Here is a 17334-nt window from a genome sequence, read left to right as displayed (position 1 = left end):
AAAATATAATGCCAACCCTGATTTATTTTGATACTACTGATGTTCCGGATGGGTGAAGATGATAGCGAACAAGCTAAAAGTACATTTGGAAAAAGTAAAGGGCCCATTGATCTGATGTCAATGGGCCCTTTACTTTATATATGCTTATATCTCCGTTTATCAGGAGTATCAGCGGCATCAGAATTAATCAGCGGTTAATGTTCTGGTCTCATCTGCGGGAAGAACAACACATCCTGAATAGAGGGCTGGTTGGTCATCAGCATGGTGAGACGGTCTATACCGATACCGATACCGGAAGTAGGAGGCATACCGTATTCCAGGGCACGGAGGAAGTCGTAATCAATGTACATGGCTTCATCGTCGCCGCGTTCCATCAGTTTTACCTGATCTTCGAAACGTTCGCGCTGGTCGATAGGATCGTTCAGCTCACTGTAGGCGTTAGCGATTTCCTTACCGTTGACGATCAGTTCAAAACGTTCTACCAGTCCGGGTTTGCTGCGGTGTTTTTTGGTCAGCGGACTCATTTCCACCGGATAATCGGTGATGAAGGTAGGCTGAACATAGTGGCCTTCGCATTTTTCGCCGAAGATTTCGTCGATCAGTTTGGCTTTACCAAATTTGGCATCTACGTGAATGCCCAACTGTTTGCACACATCGCGGAGCTGTGCCTCGTCCATACCGGAGATATCGAAGCCGGTATGTTCCTGGATGGCTTCGTACATGGGTACACGACGGAAAGGAGCTTTGAAGTCGATGGTTTTATCACCTACCTGTACCTGAGTAGTACCATGGAGGGCCAGGGCTACTTTTTCGAGCAGGGTTTCGGTGGTATTCATCATCCACTCATAGTCCTTGTAGGCGGCGTACATCTCCATCACGGTAAATTCCGGGTTGTGAGTACGGTCCATGCCTTCGTTGCGGAAGTCTTTCGCAAATTCGTATACCCCTTCAAAACCACCTACGATCAGACGTTTCAGGTAAAGCTCGTTGGCAATACGGAGGTATAACGGAATATCCAGTGCATTATGGTGTGTAACGAACGGACGGGCGGTAGCACCACCAGGAATAGGCTGGAGGATGGGTGTTTCCACTTCCAGGTAGCCCATATTATTATAAAAGTCGCGGATGGTCTGGAGTATTTTGGTACGTTTTACAAACACATCTTTCACTTCCGGGTTGATCACCAGGTCAACATACCGCTGGCGGTATTTGAATTCAGGATCGGTTACTTCGTCAAATACATGTCCTTCAACGGCTTTCACGATTGGGAACGGGCGCAGGGCCTTGGACAGCATGGTCACTTCCCTGGCGTGGATGGAGGTAGCGCCGGTTTTGGTAATGAACGCATATCCTTTTACGCCGATGATATCACCGATGTCCATCAGTTTTTTGAAGACGGTGTCGTAGGCAGACTTATCCTCACCGGGGCAGATATCGTCGCGGCGTACATACAGCTGGATACGGCCAGCCTTGTCCTGCAGTTCCACAAAAGCAGCCTTGCCCATGTCGCGGACACTCATAATACGGCCTGCCAGGCATACATCCTGGAATTGCTCCTTGGTGGCTTCCGAAAAGTTGGTTTTTATGTTAACGGAAGTATCATTGACCGGGTACTCTGCCGCAGGGTAGGGGTCGATGCCCAGTTTATGCAGCTCCTGTAATTTCTCCCGGCGTATAATCTCTTGCTCAGATAATTGTGTCATGTGATTATTTGTAAATGCCAAATGGAGTGCAAAAATAACTGATTATGGGGAGAATCTTATGTAAAAGGGCTGCAAGACTACAGCCCTCTTATTTTTTGACCATATCCTATGAAAACCGCGTTAAAGGTAGGCGCTTCCACTGCTATATATAGCCAGACTTCGTGAATGCATTAAATTACCGGGTAACCGGCACCTTTCAGCCGGTGGCTGGCGGACCTTTGCTGCCCGTTTATGGAATTTGTTGGGGCTATTTTTTAGTTATGCTTATTTTCGCCAGCTATACAGCAAAAACTCACTGATTTACACATTTTATGAGAAGCTTACAATGGTTGAAACCAGCCTGCCTGGGCGGAACCGCCCTTTTACTGGCTGCCATGCCTCGTGTGCAGGCCCAGGAAAAGCAGGACATTACATTTGAACAGGCCTTCAGAGGCAAGCCAACTGATATCAGCAGACCTTTACCGATACTTAAAGGCTGGGCAGATGCAGAACACTACCTGGAAATGCGCCCTGATGCCGCCACCGGTCGCGTACAGGCCATGAAAGTGGATGCCCGCAGCGGAAAAGCGGAAATATATACCGCACCAGTAGATGGCCCCAGCGTAGAAGTACGTGACAACGATATTTATTATAAAAGTGCTGAAGGCAACAGCGTTCGCCTGACCAACGACACCCTGGTGGAAAAGAACCCCACCCTGTCACCCGATGGCAAAATTGTGGCCTTTACCCGCAACAACGACCTCTACAGTGTAGAAGTGGCCACCAAAAAAGAAACCCGCTACACCAATGACGGTACGGACGTTATTTACAACGGATGGTCTTCCTGGGTGTATTACGAAGAAATTCTGGGCCGCCCTACCCGCTACCGCGCTTTCTGGTGGAGCCCCGACAGCAAACAGATAGCCTATATGCATTTTGACGACCGCAAAGTGCCGGTATTCCCTATCTACAGCGAAAAAGGACAACATGGCTACCTGGAAAACACCCGCTATCCCAAAGCCGGTGATCCCAACCCAGCAGTAAAAGTAGGTGTAGTGCCTGTTGGCGGCGGTAATACCGTTTGGGCCGACTTCAACGAACAAGACGATCAATACTTCGGCACCCCTTTCTGGTCAGCCAATAGCAAACAGCTGTGGATACAATGGATGCCCCGAAGCCAGGACAACCTGAAAATATACAGCATCAACCCGCAGACCGGTACCAAAAAAGAGATCTACAACGAGGTACAAAAAACCTGGGTAGACTGGTTTGATGCCGTGCCTTTCCTGCAAAACAACCAGGGCTTCCTCCTGCAGAGCGATAAAACCGGCTGGTCACATCTCTACCTCCATAACATGGACGGCTCTCTGAAAAAACAGCTGACCAGTGGTAACTGGACCGTAAAAGATGTAGTCCTGACAGACGAGAAAAACCAGGTTATCTACTTCACTGCCCGTAAGGAAGTGTCTACCCGCTTTGATCTCTATAAAGTGCATATGAAAACCGGTGTTATCACCCGCCTCACCTTCGGCAACTACAATCACAACATCAGCATGTCGCCGGATGGTAAATACTTCATTACCACTTATTCCAACCTGCAAACCCCTACCAAAATGGCGCTGCTGGACAACAATGGTAAGATCATCCGTGAGCTGGGAGACAGCAAAGGCAGCAAGTTTGACCAGTATAACCTGGCCAAGCCAACGCTGACTACCTACAAAACCCGCGACGGCCTTGTACTGCCCATGACCATCACCATGCCGGTGCATATGCAGCCTGGTAAAAAATATCCGATACTCATCAGCATCTATGGCGGCCCTAATGCCGGTACTGTATACGACACCTGGAAAGCTGATCCTGGTAACCAATGGTGGGCACAGGAAGGAGTGGTGCTGGTAGCCATCGACAACCGCAGCAGCGGACAGCTGGGCAAAGCAGGGATGAATTATATCCACCGCCAGCTGGGTAAATATGAAATTGAAGACTATATGGACGCAGCCACCTGGTTACGCTCCCAACCCTGGGCCGATCCCACTAAAATATGTATGACAGGTGGCAGTTTCGGAGGTTATATGACCTGTATGGCCCTCACTTATGGTGCTGATGTATTTACACACGGGGTGGCCAATTTTGCCGTTACCGACTGGCAACTGTACGATAGCCACTATACCGAGCGCTATATGGATACCCCGGCTGAAAACCCGGAAGGCTATAAAATCACTTCCGTGATGACCTATGCTGATAAATACAAAGGTCTGCTTCGTATTGCGCATGGCACCATGGATGATAACGTGCATATGCAGAACTGTATTCAGCTGATCGATAAATTCGAAAACCTGAACAAACACGTTGAGTTTATACTCTATCCCGGCGAGCGCCATGGATGGAGGTCTAAAAACGCACATGCCAGCCAGGAGATGTCCAGATTTATTTATAACAACCTGCTGGATAAACCGTTTCCGGCCATGTTCACCAATAAATAAATAACATACCCGATCTTAATAGACGAGTCCCAGAGAAGTACCAGGAGGTATTTTTCCGGGACTCGTTCGTTTCTATAACTATAAGTATTTGAAAATCAATAGGAGAAGAAGTAAACAACCATCACACACAGGTGATAAGGAATAAACAGGACCAGGTAAAATAGGACCAAAAAACCTTACACAAGGGATGTAATTAATTGACTATCAGGTAAAAGGAAATAAATAAGTGGGAGATGACTGGTTTTAGGGAGAAAAAAACAGGGCTGCAAGACTACAGCCCCGAAAAATTTTAACCATATCTTTATTGAAAAACCTATCCCAAAGGTGGGCGTTTTTCTCATTAGGTGTTATTCCATTTTTGTGAACGATGCATTTTATTCGGGGAACGCGGCAAAAGGGACGGTGAACGTATATAGCATCTAAACATTTTATATTAATCAACAATATGTTATTTTTCAACATATAAAATTGATTATCAGGCAAATAGATTGAAAAACTGAGCATTTTGTTATCCTGTAAGGATGTGATAAGCCTGGCTCACTGAAATATTATAGCAGGTGAACGTAGCAAATCAGGGGGCAAACGAAAACGATTAAAGGGTATAAAAAATAAAAAGGGTGGTAAGAATACCGCCCTTGTAATAATTTTAACCATATCCTATGAAAAACCTAAAACAAAGATATACTTAGGTTTTTAGTCATAGGGGCCCATTTCCGTGAACGCTTTAATATTGTTCGTGAAAAGAGGATAATGGTAAATATCTTATTATATTAGATAATTTGCAATATTATAAATATATAGAATTACTAATTATAAATATGCATAGCACATTTATAATCAATAAGAAATGAAGATTTAATGGTTATTAATTAATTTTTTTTGTGGTTTTGGAAAGATATTAACCTGATAAGTTGCTGCGATAACCTTCCCAAAAAGCACGTTCCCCGTCTTTATCCTGACGTTGGGCCATTGATTCTCACTTTACATTTTATGCAATACGTTGTCCGTTTTTAACGGATTGACCGGGTTGCAGCAGCGTCACCTCCTTATCATCTCCCAATACGCCCAGCACCAGGCATTCAGATATAAAATTGGCGATTTGTTTGGGAGGGAAATTAACGACTGCAATTATCTGTTTGCCCACCAGTTCTTCTTTCTGATACAACCGGGTAATTTGGGCGGAAGAACGCTTAATTCCCAATTCTGGCCCAAAATCAATTGTAAGCTGGTAAGCCGGGTTACGGGCCTTAGGAAAATCATTGGCTTCAATAATGGTCCCTGTTCTCATTTCAATTTTTTCAAAATCCTGCCAGTTGATCAATTCCATTTCAGTCGTTTTACTAAATATAAAGGTCTTGCGGCAAATAAGCAACAGCCGGATCATACTTTATGAAGAACGGTCAGGGAATGTGTTGAAATGAATTTATTATGTCCAAACTGGCATAGTTATTGTTTTTAATATTACAAATTTTAGGTTAAAAAATAGGTTAAAGCGAAAGAACCCCACCTGCAGAGGTGGGGTTCTTTTGTTTATACGTTTACAACGGAGCTCTCTTATTGCATAGACAGGCTGTCCTGCACCGTGATAGGTCCGCTTACATTAATAATCTTTCTGTCGGTAAAATCTTCATTGGCAATCAGGCCCCATCCATGCAAGGAATCGGTAGGGGTTTTAATGAAGACCTCTTTGGTGGAGTAGAAGACTTTCCTTTTAGGGTCCCAGTTCAGTTCATCTGTATTGAGCCGATCACCTTTTTTATTCACTACCACTACGTTTTTGGAGAGGAACACAGCTCCTTCGTCCTCCAGATAGCGGCCAGTGTCGGCGACCAGGGTACTTTCCAGGCCCAGGGTATCGTTAAACATCAGCAGTTTAAGGCCTTGTTTGAACTTCACATAAGAAGGCTTGTCGAGACTTCTTTCCATGGTAGGCGCAGTCAGTTTGGCGTTTACCCTGCCTCCCTGACTATAGATGAGCAGGATATCCGTTCCATTTTCCACAGCAGCTTTTTTGGAATCAAATTCCATTACCGCCTGGATATCATTTTCACAGGCGACCGCTGTCAGCGCAATCAACAGATATATGAGTTTTTTCCTGATCATCCTGGCCAGGCCTTAATCGTATTTCTTCTTAATAAACCATCTGTCACTCAGCGTGAAACCAAGTGATACCCGGTAAATATTTTCTTTCAGGGCAGTGTTGTTATTGCCACGGTGTGCCACATCAAAGGCAACATTGACCATGCTATACTGGTTGGAGTAAGGCATACGGCGTACCGGTAATCCTGCACCTACTGTAAAGCCCAGCGTATTCATATTCTGGCCGTTCAGTTTCAGGTAATCCAGTCCGTAGTAAGCACCAAGGCGGTAAGCCACCCTGTTCCAATAACCGCTGAGAGCCATGGCATTGGGTACAAACTGGCCACCCAGCGACACTTTCCAGCTGTTCTGGAGGGAGTCAGCCTGACCAAATTTGGAGAACTTGCTCCACTGAGTAGTATTAAAATCCATACCTACCATCCATTTGTCCAGTTTACGCAGCATAAAGCCGGCGCTGAAGTCCTGAGGATACACAACTGTCCCTTTAGGCCCTTTTGAATACTGAACAGTATCGAGGGTGTTAAAGTCGTTGGTAGATGCGATATACATGAGGCTTTCACTCAGGGTTTCCTGGCGAACGGTCATATCCTGTTGCAGACTTCCGGAAGCACCCAGTGTCAGGTCCATTTCTTTGTTCAGTTTGGCCCTGTACTGTACCCCTAATTTATAAAAGAAGCTGCCGTAGCTGATACGGGTCATATGCCGGGAAGCGTTGATATCGCTCACCGGATAGATCACACGGGTATTGTTTTCAATATTACCGAAGAGATAACCCACGTTGACACCAATGCTGAAGTTGCCAATACCAACACCGGTACCTGCATACAGCTGGTATAAACCACCACTGCCCTGGTAGCGGCTGGCCACCGGCATTTTCAGGGTATCATAAAAGATCTGGTCTTTAGATTCCTGGATGTTGTAGGAAACTTTGGTCACCGGACGCAAACCCAGGTTGAGCCCCCATTTCCGCTTGATAGGAATACCGATCTGCAGATAGGAAAGAGTACCAAAGCCAGAGTTGAAGCTGGCAGTTTTGTCGGTGATAGACCGGGAGCCACCTTCTATACCCACATCAAAAGTGGTGAGCATAAGGTTGGAATAGCTGGCCGGATTTAAGAAGTTAACGGATTGTGGATCCCCGTATGCCTGGGATACGCCACCCATACCGCGGTTTACCGTATTCTGGTTGTTATTCAGATCGCCTAATCCATATCGTGAGTAGGGTGAATTATCCTGTGCTGTAGCATTATTTGCCACCAGGAACAGTCCAACCAGGAAGCAAAGAATACTGACTTTAGTCCAATGCATTTCGTATCAGAATTGAGTTTAAACCCTTGTCCAGTGAAAATTATGGGTCTGCAAATATCTACTTTTTAAGGCGGGAAGCAAAAAAAACCAAATTCGGCCCTGTTAAAAGCACGTTAAAGTTGACATTCCCGAAAGCTGAAATCCTTGCCAGACAACCATTTCCCCTCAAAAATATGTTTTTTCGGCAATATCTTCAATGGAAAATATATAGTTTAAAAATTTACAGATCGCCGGCAGAGAGATTTCTGAAATGACCGTTGAGTTTTACTCTTTCTTTCAGTCTTTCCATTTCAGCCATCATCGGTATTACTTTATGCAGGTGTCGTTTGAGATATTCCAGTCGTTGCACCTCATAAAAAAGGTGTAACACTTCATACTCTTCTTCCAGCGACAATCCGGCATGGTGGGCCAGGTCGTAGGCGGTCAGGCGGCCATCTTCCTTCCTGAAGTTTTTATGTACCTGGAGGATAGCATGCAGCTCCCGGATACCATGTAATACCTCATCCAGCAGACGTACATTGCTGGCTTCATGGTTTTCGGGATAATTGACAATAGCGCCGGCATATAATTTATCCGGGATTACGTTGATACGTTCCAGTGTACGGAATACACTGGTTCCCCGGGTGATGATGTCCATTTCACCATTATCGTATATTTTTTCTACTTTTTCTACGGTTACCAACGTTCCATATTCCATTATTTTTTTGTCAATTACCGCAGGAATGCCAAAAGGCTTATTTTCGGCCACGCATTCCCGGGCCAGTTGTTTATACCTGGGCTCGAAAACGTGGAGATTCAGCTGTTCTCCCGGATACACCACAATACCAAGCGGAAATATGGAAATAAAATTTGTCATCTTAATGATCAGTATTTAGGCTAAGGTAAAAAAAACGCCCCGCATAAGGGGCGCAGAATCTGCTAATTAAGCTCACCCTTATGCATATATTAAATAAAAGGAATACCTTTATAACTAACATTATTACTCATTCGCAAACATGCTAGCAACCACATCCACGATATCGTTGTTGATTTCTACATATAACTGGCCTGCAGCTCTAGCCTTATGCCTGAATAGTATTAAATCACAAACTATCTTACCGACAGAAGTCGTAATCGCCGACGACGGCTCCAGGGAAGACACCCGGGAACTGATCAACAGTATCCGGAAAGATTTCCCTGTACCGCTTGTCCATGTATGGCAGGAGGATAAAGGTTTCAGGCTGGCACAAATCAGAAACAAAGGGATCGCTCAGTCGACTTCCGACTATATTATCCAGATAGACGGAGACCTGATCCTGGATAAACACTTTGTAGAAGACCATATGCGCCTGTCGGAACCGGGCTATTTCATCACTGGCAGCCGGGCCCTGTTATCTTCCCATATCTCCAATAAACTTTTACAGGCAGACGATATTAATGTGGATTTCCGGTCTACACCTTTCAGCCACATTCTCAATGCGTTACGTTTTCCGTCACTAAGCCGTTTCCTTTCCAAACGATACAAGATAGGTGGCCGTCATAAATACTATGTAAAGGGCTGTAATATGTCTTTCTGGAAAAAAGACCTCCTTACCGTCAATGGTTATGATGAAAATTTTACCGGCTGGGGAATGGAAGACAATGATATCGCTGTAAGACTGCTGAACGCCGGCGTTCAGAAAAAATTCATTAAAATGGGAGGAGTGGCGTTCCACCTGTACCATCGTGAAAACTCCCGTGGCAAGCACCAGGAAAACAGTATTCTTGTAAAAGCCGCTGTGAGCAGTAAAAAAATCAAAGCTGACAAGGGCATACTGGAATACCTGATCAACTAATATTTCGTACATGTACCAGCAATATTTGGAGGGGCTTCTGCGGGGAGAAATAAAAGCGCTGGCCCGGTGTATTTCTCTGGTTGAAAATGAAGCAGCTGGTTATACCTCCTTGCTGGAACAGCTCCCGGCCAATAGCCCTACCCGTGTAGTGGGTATCACCGGCCCTCCCGGAGCAGGCAAAAGCACCCTGGTTAATGCCCTGATCACCCACCTGCTGGCGGAAGATAAAAAAGTAGCCATCATTGCTGTAGATCCCTCTTCACCGTTTAATTTCGGCGCTTTGCTGGGCGATCGTATCCGTATGGGACAACATTTCGGGCATCCCGGTGTGTTTATCCGGTCTATGGCCAGCCGGGGCGCGCTGGGTGGTCTCAGTCCGAAAATCATCGAGGTGAGTGACCTTATCAAAGCTGCCGGCTTCGATTATCTCTTTATCGAAACAGTAGGAGTAGGGCAAAGCGAAGTAGAGATTGCCGGCATCGCAGATACCACCATCGTAGTGGTGGTGCCAGAAGCAGGCGACGAAATACAAACCATGAAAGCCGGACTGATGGAAATTGCCGATATTTTTGTAGTCAATAAGGCCGACCGTGATAATGCAGACATCTTTGTAAAAAACCTGCGACTGCTGGCCCACAGCAAACAACAGGCATCGTGGGAAATTCCCGTTATCAAATCCGTGGCCACCCAACAGAAAGGCATACACGAAATCGTAACCGCCATTGCCCGGCATAAGGAAGCCATTATGCACCAGCATCAGCGCAGATCTCTGCTGCTCGCGGAAAAAGCTTACCAGCTGATACAACACCGGCGTATGCACGATATCAGCAAAAAAAATCTTCAGACGGAAATACAGGAACACATCTCGCAACACTCATTTAACCTCTACCGTTACGTGGCTGATAAAGCTGGTCGCTAAATTTTATTATCTTTGCGGCATGCGTACCACCTCATTTGGCATATCCATCGCTTACGCAGTGTTTAATTACGGCCTCTGATCCACAGGCTGCGGGCTTCTCATGCCCAGACCTATATTTTATTCAAATCTTATTTTTCACTAATAAATCTGGTTATTATGGCTTGGTTATTCCTGCTTATTGGCGGACTATTTGAAGTGGGCTTTACTATTTCGCTGAAGTATTCTGAGAACTTTTCAAAGCTGTGGCCTTCTGTCAGCTTTTTTATCTGTATTACACTTAGTTTCTTTTTTCTGAACAAGGCAATCAACAGCGGGCTGCCCATCGGCACCTCCTATGCCGTATGGACTGGTATCGGTGCTGCCGGTACAGCCATTGCAGGTATGATCTTCTTTAAAGAACCGGTGGCCATGTGGAGGATCTTCTTTCTGATTATGCTGATTGGCTCTATTGCCGGCCTGAAAGCCGTTTCCGGCGGAGAATAGTTTTTTGCACGGTGCAGGACATCAGCCCTGCACCTTGTTTTCTGCGGTATCCCGTTTTGTTTTGATAAGCGGGAAAGAGATAACAAATGCAGCAATAGCCGCGCAGGCCACTGGCAATACAGCCGGCTGGCAATGTGTTAATTCCAGTGCCAGTATAATAGCTGTCAACCAGGCCCGGGTAACTCCGGCAAACATAGCACTCATTCCTATCAGCGCAGCCATCGCGGGATTAATCACAATAGAAGGGCATACGAGCTGCACCACTACTGCCAGCAACAGGCCCAGTGCCCCGCCGATCATCAGTAGCGTTGTTATAGTAGTACCTGTATTGTAACCCGAAGTAAAAAACAGCCAGGTGATCAGCTTCACCACCCCTACTACAAACACCAATTGCAACGTTACATGCGCCTGCAGCAGGTTGTTACCATATACTTCACCGTTACCCAGACTTTCGGGGGCCAGGTAGCCGGCAATGCCCACTGGCACGGCCGCCAGCAGCAGCCACCAGGGACTATGGTATTTCAGCCGGTTAAATAACCGGGTAAGACCACGGGAGGCTCTTACCAGCAGGGCCGCTGTCAACCCGACAATGAGCCCCAGAACAGTATAAACCAGCAGAGCACCGGCATTCAATGCAGGACCGCTGCCCATCGTAAAAAAAGGATTCATGTCAGACAGACAATAATGAGCTACACCACCGACTATCACACCAGACAGCACCGGCAACAACAAGGTCAAGGACCAGGTGCCCAGCCATAATTCCAGTGCCAGCAACAGTGCAGATACCGGTGCCCCGAAGTACCAGGCCACGCCGGCAGCGGCACCGGCCACCAGTAACAGATGAGCTTCCGCTTCCGAAATACGCAGCCGTTGGCGGTCCTGCAGTGCAAAAGCCCCGGCGGCCACCATCACGGGCCCTTCTGTACCAATAGGTGCACCTGTGCCAATACAGATGGCCAGGGCCGGCAGTTTCCAGGTAGGGTAACGGGCCCCGATAAGAAACAGAGATACAAATGCCCCGGCTACCGGGATAAATAACAGCCAAATGCCGGCTTCGCTATCGGCCAGCATACCCGCATCCGTACTCAGCTTTCCGAAAAAAGCCAGGCCGGTCAGCATCCGGACCAGCCATGAGAGCAGCATTCCGGCGCCTACCGTGAGCAAACCGGCCCCGGCACCCAGCGCCGACAGGTAAAACGTACGTCGCAAATGCCCCTCGCGGAGAATGATTTTAAAATTTTCTTTGTCTTCGGATAGTACAGAGTGGATACCAAGACCGTTTCTATATAAAAGTGTCTGTATGTTCTTCATTATTGTAATTAAAAGGCCTGGTTAACAGGAAATCAAAACTATACAGTTCATCCGAAAATCTCAAATTAATTCAAAGTAGCATATCTCGTCAATTCAGAAAAAGGGAACATTCAATAAAAGTTGTATTGCTTTTACAATAAATTGCAAATGAATAGGAATCCTCACTATATTTGCACGTGACCATTTTCTAATTGCAGCAGCTCAAAACATATGTATGATATGATTAACGCAGCAGAGCGGTCATCTATGATTCCTGAACCCCAAACCACTTCCATTGATGCACAGGTGTTGATAAAGATCAAACGCATGATGCTTTTTACACACGAAGATGAGCAATACCTGACCCTGGCGGGGGAGATCCTGGCACCGCATGCAGAAGAAATTTTAAATCGCTGGTACGAGCGTATTGTGAAAAACAATTACCTGGCGCATTATTTCACCAGTAGTGGTGCGCCGGACCTGTCGTACCTGCATTCCATCCGTCCGCACTTCCGGGAATGGATCACCGGCTTGTGCAAGCGCAGTGAAAGTAGCCGCTGGTGGGAATTTGAAGAGAAGATTGCACGGCAGCTGCAATTAAGGAAAGTACCACTGGATGATTTGCATCCGCTGTCACCGGTGTTTCTGCGGTATATGACCACTTTTGTTTTCCCGGTGAGTGAAGCCGGCCGCCATTTTCTTAATGATACCGGATATAGTCCGGAAGAAATAGAAGCGATGCATCAGGCCTGGTTCAAGGCCGTCAGCCTCAGTGCTCTGTTGTGGGTTTACCCCGGAGGACAAACAGCCCCGTTCTGATATTCATTTTCCACCCTCAAAAAATGTTTATGGAAGTAGCCGTGTATAAGGCATATGCGAAAAAGAAAGCAGGAGGTTTCCTTCACTTTGATATTATTGTACCCCCGGAAACAGCTTTCACAGCTGTATTAGCCTTCGGAAGCGAATTTTTGCAGGCCCGGCTGCAGGAAGACCTGCCGGTAACACGGAAAGACTGCCGTTTTTGTTATACAACACAGATCATTCCCCGCTGGGAGATGAAGATAGCCCAACAAGGTTACTATATCCATGAACCACAAGGATGTCACTAATATGCTATTTACAAGCAGGCTTTATTATTGTACCTTGCCCCGCTAATTAAGGACAGTAGTAAATATGGGGAAAGTTTCCACATTCAGCCCCGCGCAGCAGGCAGAAAACACATCGAGCAAAATCGTGGTTGCTCTTGAGCGCTTATCAGAGGCTTTCAGGGTACTCCTTTGGCAGGAGGCCACACAATATGGGTTGAGTCCCATACAGATTCAGGTGCTGACTTTTTTACTCCACTACCCGGAAGAAAAACGTACAGTGACCTCGTTAGCGTTGTATTTCAACATGACAAAAGCCACCATCAGCGACGCTGTGAAATCGCTGGAACAAAAAAATTACCTGGTGAGAAAACCGAGCGAAACGGACACCAGGAGCCATTCCCTGCATTTGCTGAAGGAAGGTCGTGCCATCGCTAAAAAAGTAGAGCATTTTGCTGCTCCGCTACAGGACGCTGTGGCCACCAGCCCGCTGAAAGAACAGGGCGTGCTGCTGGATCAGCTGATGCAGCTGATTTACCAGCTGAACCAGGAGGAGGTGATTACTCACCAACCTATGTGCTTTAATTGCCAGCATTACACCGAAAAGAAAGGCAATTACTGCAACCTGCTCAAGGTCTCGCTGAAGCAGGCCAACCTACGGGTAGACTGCCCCTCGTTTGAAACAAGGGAAGACTAGGCTACATCTTTTTTACAGATTGTCCGGTGTGAGTGTTTTGTCGAATGTTCAGGGAAGGTAACTTTCCTTTTTTTCTATTCCCGCAAAACACTCCTCCGGAGCCTGTCAGGGTTGTATACGCGGGAGTTGTAATGTCATCTCGTTATCTCCGGCAGCAAAGCCCAGTCTTTCATATAACCGGCGCCCTTCCAAACTGGCATGCAGACTCAGTTTACCGGTATTTCGTTCCTTTGCTTCCCCAATCAGTTTTTCCATCAGTATCTGTGCAATTCCCTGCCGGCGGTAGGCCGGAAGCGTATATACATTCAGTATATAAGCCACTTTGCCATCCAGATTGTGGTAGAGCGGAGGCTGGTTATAAAAAACAATACCAGCACTGGCGACTACATTTCCATGATGTTCAGCGAAGAGGTTTACAAAGTCTCCCTTGGGAAGGTGTTCTGTGAGATACCGGGCAATCTGTTCATATAGCAAGCCATCGCGGGAAACATCTGCCTGGGGATACACTTCTTTCAGAAACTGCAGACGTAACGTAGCTACCCGTGGAATATCAGGGATATCCGCTTTTCTATAGGTTATCATAATAAAGGGGTTAAAAAAGGGCAGGGGCTCAGGAGGCTTCCCGGTTGCTCTTCCACCACCGGAAAGCTAGCAGGCCGATGATTACCAGCGGGGTAAATGCCAGCATCAGGATACCATTGTTCAATCCTTTAGCAGGGCCTTCACCCAGCTGCTGTGCTGTTTTTGTACAAAGAGAACACTGCGCCATCAAAGGAGCACTCATCATCGTCAGCATTATTGTCAGCAAAAACAAACACAGCTTATTCATTTCAATTCTTTTTGATCCAGCAAAATTAGGTCATCTACCCCAAAAATATCTCCCGAAAATATATCAATGGTAATATGGGGAAATCATAATATACACAATCACTCCGGTAACAGCCACATAGAACCAGATAGGCCAGGTGATACGGGCTATTTTACGGTGGCGGGGAATATCATTCTGGAAGCCGCGCAGCAGCGTGAAAAGGACCAGTGGCACAATGATACCGGCCAGCACGATGTGGGTAAGCAACAGGAAATAATATACATAACGGATACCACCCAGTGCAGCTTTTTCAGCAGCGTCCAGCATACCGTTGTGGTCTAAGTCGCCAAAACGTGTTTCCGGTGCCAAAGCGTGATAGGTAACGTAAGACAACAGGAAGACAACAGACAGGCCCACCGCTATCAGGTTGGTGATCTTATGCGCCTTTACCTGCTTGTTTTTGATGAAGTACAGACTGGCAACCAGCAGTACAGCAGTAGCAGAGTTGAGGATCGCATGGAACAGCGGAAGAATCCTGACATCGAAGCCGGGATGGAAGTCGGGTTTGGGTAGGAAAAACAACAGGGCCACCAGTACCGGGATAACTACAGAAACGATGGCGATAGGTGTGTTAAGATTTTTATTTTTTAGTTCCATAATATGTTCCGTATATGGGAAAGGTGGAAAAAGAAAGTTGAATCCTTTCCTTTATCCACCTTCCGTGAAAATTATTTTTTAGTTGATCAGCTCAGATTCTTGAACAAACCTTTCAGGAACTGCCAGAATCCCGGGCGATGCCTGTCTTTTTCGAGGTACAGGGTAGCGATGTCGGTAGCACATTGTTTGATGGCGTTGGAATCGAGCCCGTTGTAATATCCTCTGATGTGTCTGTTTTTATCGATCAGTACCAGTTTTTCGGTATGAACGAAATCGTCTGGTCCGCCGTCACCTTCTGTCACAGAAACGAAGAATTGGTGTCTGGCGAGGTCGTAGATTTCTTTTTTATCGCCGGTCAGAAGCCACCAGTTGTCCGGATTTACCTGATAATCGTATCCGTATTTCCGTAATCTGGCTACTGAGTCTCTAACGGGATCTACCGAAAAGGAGAGGATCTGGAGCAGGGTATCTGTTTTACCGTAAGCGCTCTGGATCTTTCTCAGGTTCTTTGTCAACGTAGGGCAGATAGAAGGGCAGGAAGTGAAAAAGAAATCTACCAGGATAACTTTACCTTCCATGTCTTTCAGGCTCACTTTCTGTCCCAGCTGGTTGGTCATCTGAAAGTCCTTGATCTTGTGGTAGACAGTATCGTAGGTAACTTTTCCGTTATGAACGATGGTATCTACACCTTCGGGAATATAGTACTTTGGAATGGGTACTACATTTTTCCCATAATGATCTACAATCAGGTAACCAGTCAGTGGTACCAATATAGCCAATGCAACTCCTAATATAGCCCTGCGAGAAATGACGCTGAAATTTAAATGATCAAAAAATTAGTGGTGTGCTCCGTGACCTTCAGCTGGTGCAGCTTTAACAGCTTCTACAGGAGTTCCTGGTCTCAGGTCCTTGTTCAGGTTTTTCCAGGAGTTACCCTCATAGAGGAAAGCGATGATGAACCAAACGAAGAACAGTAACGGAAGCAGGATGGTGTAGATCAGGTTTTTGATTTCGCTGCCGAGGTGCATAAATTCGGCTACGATATAAAATGCCTTCACTACGGTCAGACCGATGAACACGGCGTTCAGCAGTACCCTGTTGGGAACACCTGTTTCGAGGTGTAAAAACGCCAGACCAACTTCTACCATGGTTACACCCAGGAGGATCCAGAATGTTCTCCAGATCTTTTTGGTAGATGAATCGTGTGCATGTTCATGTCCTTCTGCAGTATGCGTATGCTCCATTCCTATTTAAATTGAATAAGTTCTTAATATCAGATTCTATTAATCAAATTACAAACCTTGTATTCGTTTTTGATTGCTTTTGATGCTTAGAGCAGGTAGAAGCAGGTGAATACGAATACCCAAACCAGATCTACAAAGTGCCAGTAGAGACCTACTTTTTCCACCATTTCGTAGTGACCTCTTTCTTCGTAGGTACCTTTCAGTACGTTAGCGAGGATTACGATGTTCAGTACAACGCCGGAGGTTACGTGCAGGCCGTGGAAACCGGTGATGGTAAAGAAGAAGTTGGTGAAGTTGGTAGATGCCATTGTGCCATCAACGTTGTGGAAAGGGTTGCGACCCCACCATGCACCTTCATGGAACAGGTGTGTCCATTCCCATGCCTGGCAGCTCAGGAAGCAGATACCTCCGATGATAGTCCAGGTCAGCCATTTGGCAACAGCTTTTTTATCTCTCATGTGACCGGCATGAACTGCCAGTACCATGGTTACAGAACTCATGATGAGGATGAAGGTCATCAAGCTCACGAATACCAACGGTAAGTTGGCATGTCCCATACCCGGGAAAGAACGGAAAACCTCATTCGGATCAGGCCAGGATGTGCTGGAAAAGCGGATAGTTCCGTATGATATCAGTAATGCACCGAAAGTGAAGGCATCTGATACCAGGAAGTACCACATCATCAACTTGCCATAGCTCACATTAAAGGGAGAATGTCCGCCGGCCCACCATTTTTTCTTCGCTGTAACTGCTGTGTCCATTGT

Annotated in this window: 19 protein-coding genes; 7 read left to right on the top strand and 12 right to left on the bottom strand. The window is 46.3% G+C overall.

Features of this window, described 5'->3' with window-relative positions; all coding sequences use genetic code 11:
• Positions 1–194: 194 nt before the first annotated feature.
• Positions 195–1703, bottom strand: coding sequence for a lysine--tRNA ligase (gene lysS, locus KD145_RS20715; protein ID WP_212001298.1), 1509 nt, complete (start codon positions 1701–1703; stop codon positions 195–197).
• 311 nt (positions 1704–2014) lie between these two features.
• Here lysS and KD145_RS20710 point away from each other — a divergent pair, with 311 nt between their 5' ends.
• Positions 2015–4165: a DPP IV N-terminal domain-containing protein gene (locus tag KD145_RS20710; protein WP_212001296.1), complete on the top strand. Its 2151-nt coding sequence runs from the start codon at positions 2015–2017 to the stop codon at positions 4163–4165.
• A gap of 988 nt (positions 4166–5153) precedes the next feature.
• Here the strand turns inward: KD145_RS20710 and KD145_RS20705 are convergent.
• From KD145_RS20705 to KD145_RS20690, 4 genes are all read right to left on the bottom strand, one after another.
• Positions 5154–5492 carry a tRNA-binding protein gene (locus KD145_RS20705; RefSeq protein WP_212001294.1) on the bottom strand — a complete coding sequence of 113 codons (339 nt, stop codon included), beginning with the start codon at positions 5490–5492 and terminating at the stop codon, positions 5154–5156.
• Between the two features lie 227 nt (positions 5493–5719).
• A complete protein-coding gene (gene lptC, locus KD145_RS20700; RefSeq protein ID WP_212001292.1) occupies positions 5720–6268 on the bottom strand; it encodes an LPS export ABC transporter periplasmic protein LptC in 549 nt (182 codons plus the stop codon).
• 12 nt (positions 6269–6280) lie between these two features.
• Positions 6281–7573 (bottom strand): hypothetical protein, encoded by a 1293-nt coding sequence (locus KD145_RS20695; protein WP_212001291.1) that lies wholly within the window; start codon positions 7571–7573, stop codon positions 6281–6283.
• Positions 7574–7793: 220 nt separating this feature from the next.
• Positions 7794–8429 (bottom strand): LON peptidase substrate-binding domain-containing protein, encoded by a 636-nt coding sequence (locus tag KD145_RS20690; RefSeq protein ID WP_212001290.1) that lies wholly within the window; start codon positions 8427–8429, stop codon positions 7794–7796.
• 139 nt (positions 8430–8568) lie between these two features.
• On the opposite strand from KD145_RS20690, the gene KD145_RS20685 reads away from it, so the two are divergent.
• From KD145_RS20685 to KD145_RS20675, 3 genes are all read left to right on the top strand, one after another.
• Positions 8569–9387, top strand: coding sequence for a glycosyltransferase family 2 protein (locus KD145_RS20685; protein WP_212001289.1), 819 nt, complete (start codon positions 8569–8571; stop codon positions 9385–9387).
• 10 nt (positions 9388–9397) lie between these two features.
• On the top strand, positions 9398–10306 hold the full coding sequence (gene meaB / locus KD145_RS20680; RefSeq protein ID WP_212001287.1) for a methylmalonyl Co-A mutase-associated GTPase MeaB: 909 nt from the start codon (positions 9398–9400) through the stop codon (positions 10304–10306).
• Positions 10307–10462: 156 nt separating this feature from the next.
• Positions 10463–10789 carry a multidrug efflux SMR transporter gene (locus tag KD145_RS20675; protein WP_212001285.1) on the top strand — a complete coding sequence of 109 codons (327 nt, stop codon included), beginning with the start codon at positions 10463–10465 and terminating at the stop codon, positions 10787–10789.
• Between the two features lie 21 nt (positions 10790–10810).
• Here the strand turns inward: KD145_RS20675 and KD145_RS20670 are convergent, their stop codons facing one another.
• On the bottom strand, positions 10811–12100 hold the full coding sequence (locus KD145_RS20670) for a chloride channel protein (RefSeq protein WP_212001283.1): 1290 nt from the start codon (positions 12098–12100) through the stop codon (positions 10811–10813).
• 219 nt (positions 12101–12319) lie between these two features.
• Here KD145_RS20670 and KD145_RS20665 point away from each other — a divergent pair, with 219 nt between their 5' ends.
• The 3 genes from KD145_RS20665 (at position 12320) to KD145_RS20655 (ending at position 13861) form a co-directional block, all read left to right on the top strand.
• Positions 12320–12898: a protoglobin domain-containing protein gene (locus KD145_RS20665; RefSeq protein WP_212001282.1), complete on the top strand. Its 579-nt coding sequence runs from the start codon at positions 12320–12322 to the stop codon at positions 12896–12898.
• Positions 12899–12927: 29 nt separating this feature from the next.
• The gene (locus KD145_RS20660) at positions 12928–13188 is read left to right on the top strand and encodes a DUF2024 family protein (RefSeq protein WP_212001281.1); all 261 of its coding nucleotides are present in this window, start codon (positions 12928–12930) and stop codon (positions 13186–13188) included.
• A gap of 64 nt (positions 13189–13252) precedes the next feature.
• On the top strand, positions 13253–13861 hold the full coding sequence (locus KD145_RS20655) for a MarR family winged helix-turn-helix transcriptional regulator (protein WP_212001279.1): 609 nt from the start codon (positions 13253–13255) through the stop codon (positions 13859–13861).
• 105 nt (positions 13862–13966) lie between these two features.
• Here KD145_RS20655 and KD145_RS20650 read toward each other — a convergent pair whose 3' ends face one another.
• From KD145_RS20650 to KD145_RS20625, 6 genes are all read right to left on the bottom strand, one after another.
• Complete coding sequence (locus KD145_RS20650) at positions 13967–14443, bottom strand: GNAT family N-acetyltransferase (RefSeq protein ID WP_212001277.1); 477 nt, start codon at positions 14441–14443, stop codon at positions 13967–13969.
• 28 nt (positions 14444–14471) lie between these two features.
• Positions 14472–14690, bottom strand: a complete 219-nt coding sequence (locus KD145_RS20645; RefSeq protein WP_249219480.1) for a hypothetical protein — start codon at positions 14688–14690, stop codon at positions 14472–14474.
• Positions 14691–14753: 63 nt separating this feature from the next.
• Positions 14754–15326, bottom strand: a complete 573-nt coding sequence (locus KD145_RS20640) for a DUF420 domain-containing protein (RefSeq protein ID WP_212001275.1) — start codon at positions 15324–15326, stop codon at positions 14754–14756.
• A gap of 86 nt (positions 15327–15412) precedes the next feature.
• Positions 15413–16105, bottom strand: a complete 693-nt coding sequence (locus KD145_RS20635) for an SCO family protein (RefSeq protein ID WP_212001273.1) — start codon at positions 16103–16105, stop codon at positions 15413–15415.
• 57 nt (positions 16106–16162) lie between these two features.
• A complete protein-coding gene (locus KD145_RS20630; RefSeq protein WP_113615848.1) occupies positions 16163–16570 on the bottom strand; it encodes a cytochrome C oxidase subunit IV family protein in 408 nt (135 codons plus the stop codon).
• An 86-nt stretch (positions 16571–16656) separates the two neighbouring features.
• Complete coding sequence (locus KD145_RS20625; RefSeq protein ID WP_113615849.1) at positions 16657–17331, bottom strand: cytochrome c oxidase subunit 3; 675 nt, start codon at positions 17329–17331, stop codon at positions 16657–16659.
• Positions 17332–17334 lie beyond the last annotated feature (3 nt).

It is taken from the genome of Chitinophaga sp. HK235 (genome assembly GCF_018255755.1).
In the GTDB taxonomy this organism is placed as follows: Bacteria; Bacteroidota; Bacteroidia; order Chitinophagales; family Chitinophagaceae; genus Chitinophaga.
The sequence above is the reverse complement of the archived record's forward strand: the minus strand, read 5'-3'. Positions and strand labels throughout refer to the sequence as shown.

Bases quoted from the DNA above. Each gene is read 5' to 3' on its own strand.
- lysS (WP_212001298.1), bottom strand. From the start codon at position 1,703: ATGACACAATTATCTGAGCAAGAGATTATACGCCGGGAGAAATTACAG.
- KD145_RS20710 (WP_212001296.1), top strand. From the start codon at position 2,015: ATGAGAAGCTTACAATGGTTGAAACCAGCCTGCCTGGGCGGAACCGCC.
- KD145_RS20705 (WP_212001294.1), bottom strand. From the start codon at position 5,492: ATGGAATTGATCAACTGGCAGGATTTTGAAAAAATTGAAATGAGAACA.
- lptC (WP_212001292.1), bottom strand. From the start codon at position 6,268: ATGATCAGGAAAAAACTCATATATCTGTTGATTGCGCTGACAGCGGTC.
- KD145_RS20695 (WP_212001291.1), bottom strand. From the start codon at position 7,573: ATGCATTGGACTAAAGTCAGTATTCTTTGCTTCCTGGTTGGACTGTTC.
- KD145_RS20690 (WP_212001290.1), bottom strand. From the start codon at position 8,429: ATGACAAATTTTATTTCCATATTTCCGCTTGGTATTGTGGTGTATCCG.
- KD145_RS20685 (WP_212001289.1), top strand. From the start codon at position 8,569: ATGCTAGCAACCACATCCACGATATCGTTGTTGATTTCTACATATAAC.
- meaB (WP_212001287.1), top strand. From the start codon at position 9,398: ATGTACCAGCAATATTTGGAGGGGCTTCTGCGGGGAGAAATAAAAGCG.
- KD145_RS20675 (WP_212001285.1), top strand. From the start codon at position 10,463: ATGGCTTGGTTATTCCTGCTTATTGGCGGACTATTTGAAGTGGGCTTT.
- KD145_RS20670 (WP_212001283.1), bottom strand. From the start codon at position 12,100: ATGAAGAACATACAGACACTTTTATATAGAAACGGTCTTGGTATCCAC.
- KD145_RS20665 (WP_212001282.1), top strand. From the start codon at position 12,320: ATGATTAACGCAGCAGAGCGGTCATCTATGATTCCTGAACCCCAAACC.
- KD145_RS20660 (WP_212001281.1), top strand. From the start codon at position 12,928: ATGGAAGTAGCCGTGTATAAGGCATATGCGAAAAAGAAAGCAGGAGGT.
- KD145_RS20655 (WP_212001279.1), top strand. From the start codon at position 13,253: ATGGGGAAAGTTTCCACATTCAGCCCCGCGCAGCAGGCAGAAAACACA.
- KD145_RS20650 (WP_212001277.1), bottom strand. From the start codon at position 14,443: ATGATAACCTATAGAAAAGCGGATATCCCTGATATTCCACGGGTAGCT.
- KD145_RS20645 (WP_249219480.1), bottom strand. From the start codon at position 14,690: ATGAATAAGCTGTGTTTGTTTTTGCTGACAATAATGCTGACGATGATG.
- KD145_RS20640 (WP_212001275.1), bottom strand. From the start codon at position 15,326: ATGGAACTAAAAAATAAAAATCTTAACACACCTATCGCCATCGTTTCT.
- KD145_RS20630 (WP_113615848.1), bottom strand. From the start codon at position 16,570: ATGGAGCATACGCATACTGCAGAAGGACATGAACATGCACACGATTCA.
- KD145_RS20625 (WP_113615849.1), bottom strand. From the start codon at position 17,331: ATGGACACAGCAGTTACAGCGAAGAAAAAATGGTGGGCCGGCGGACAT.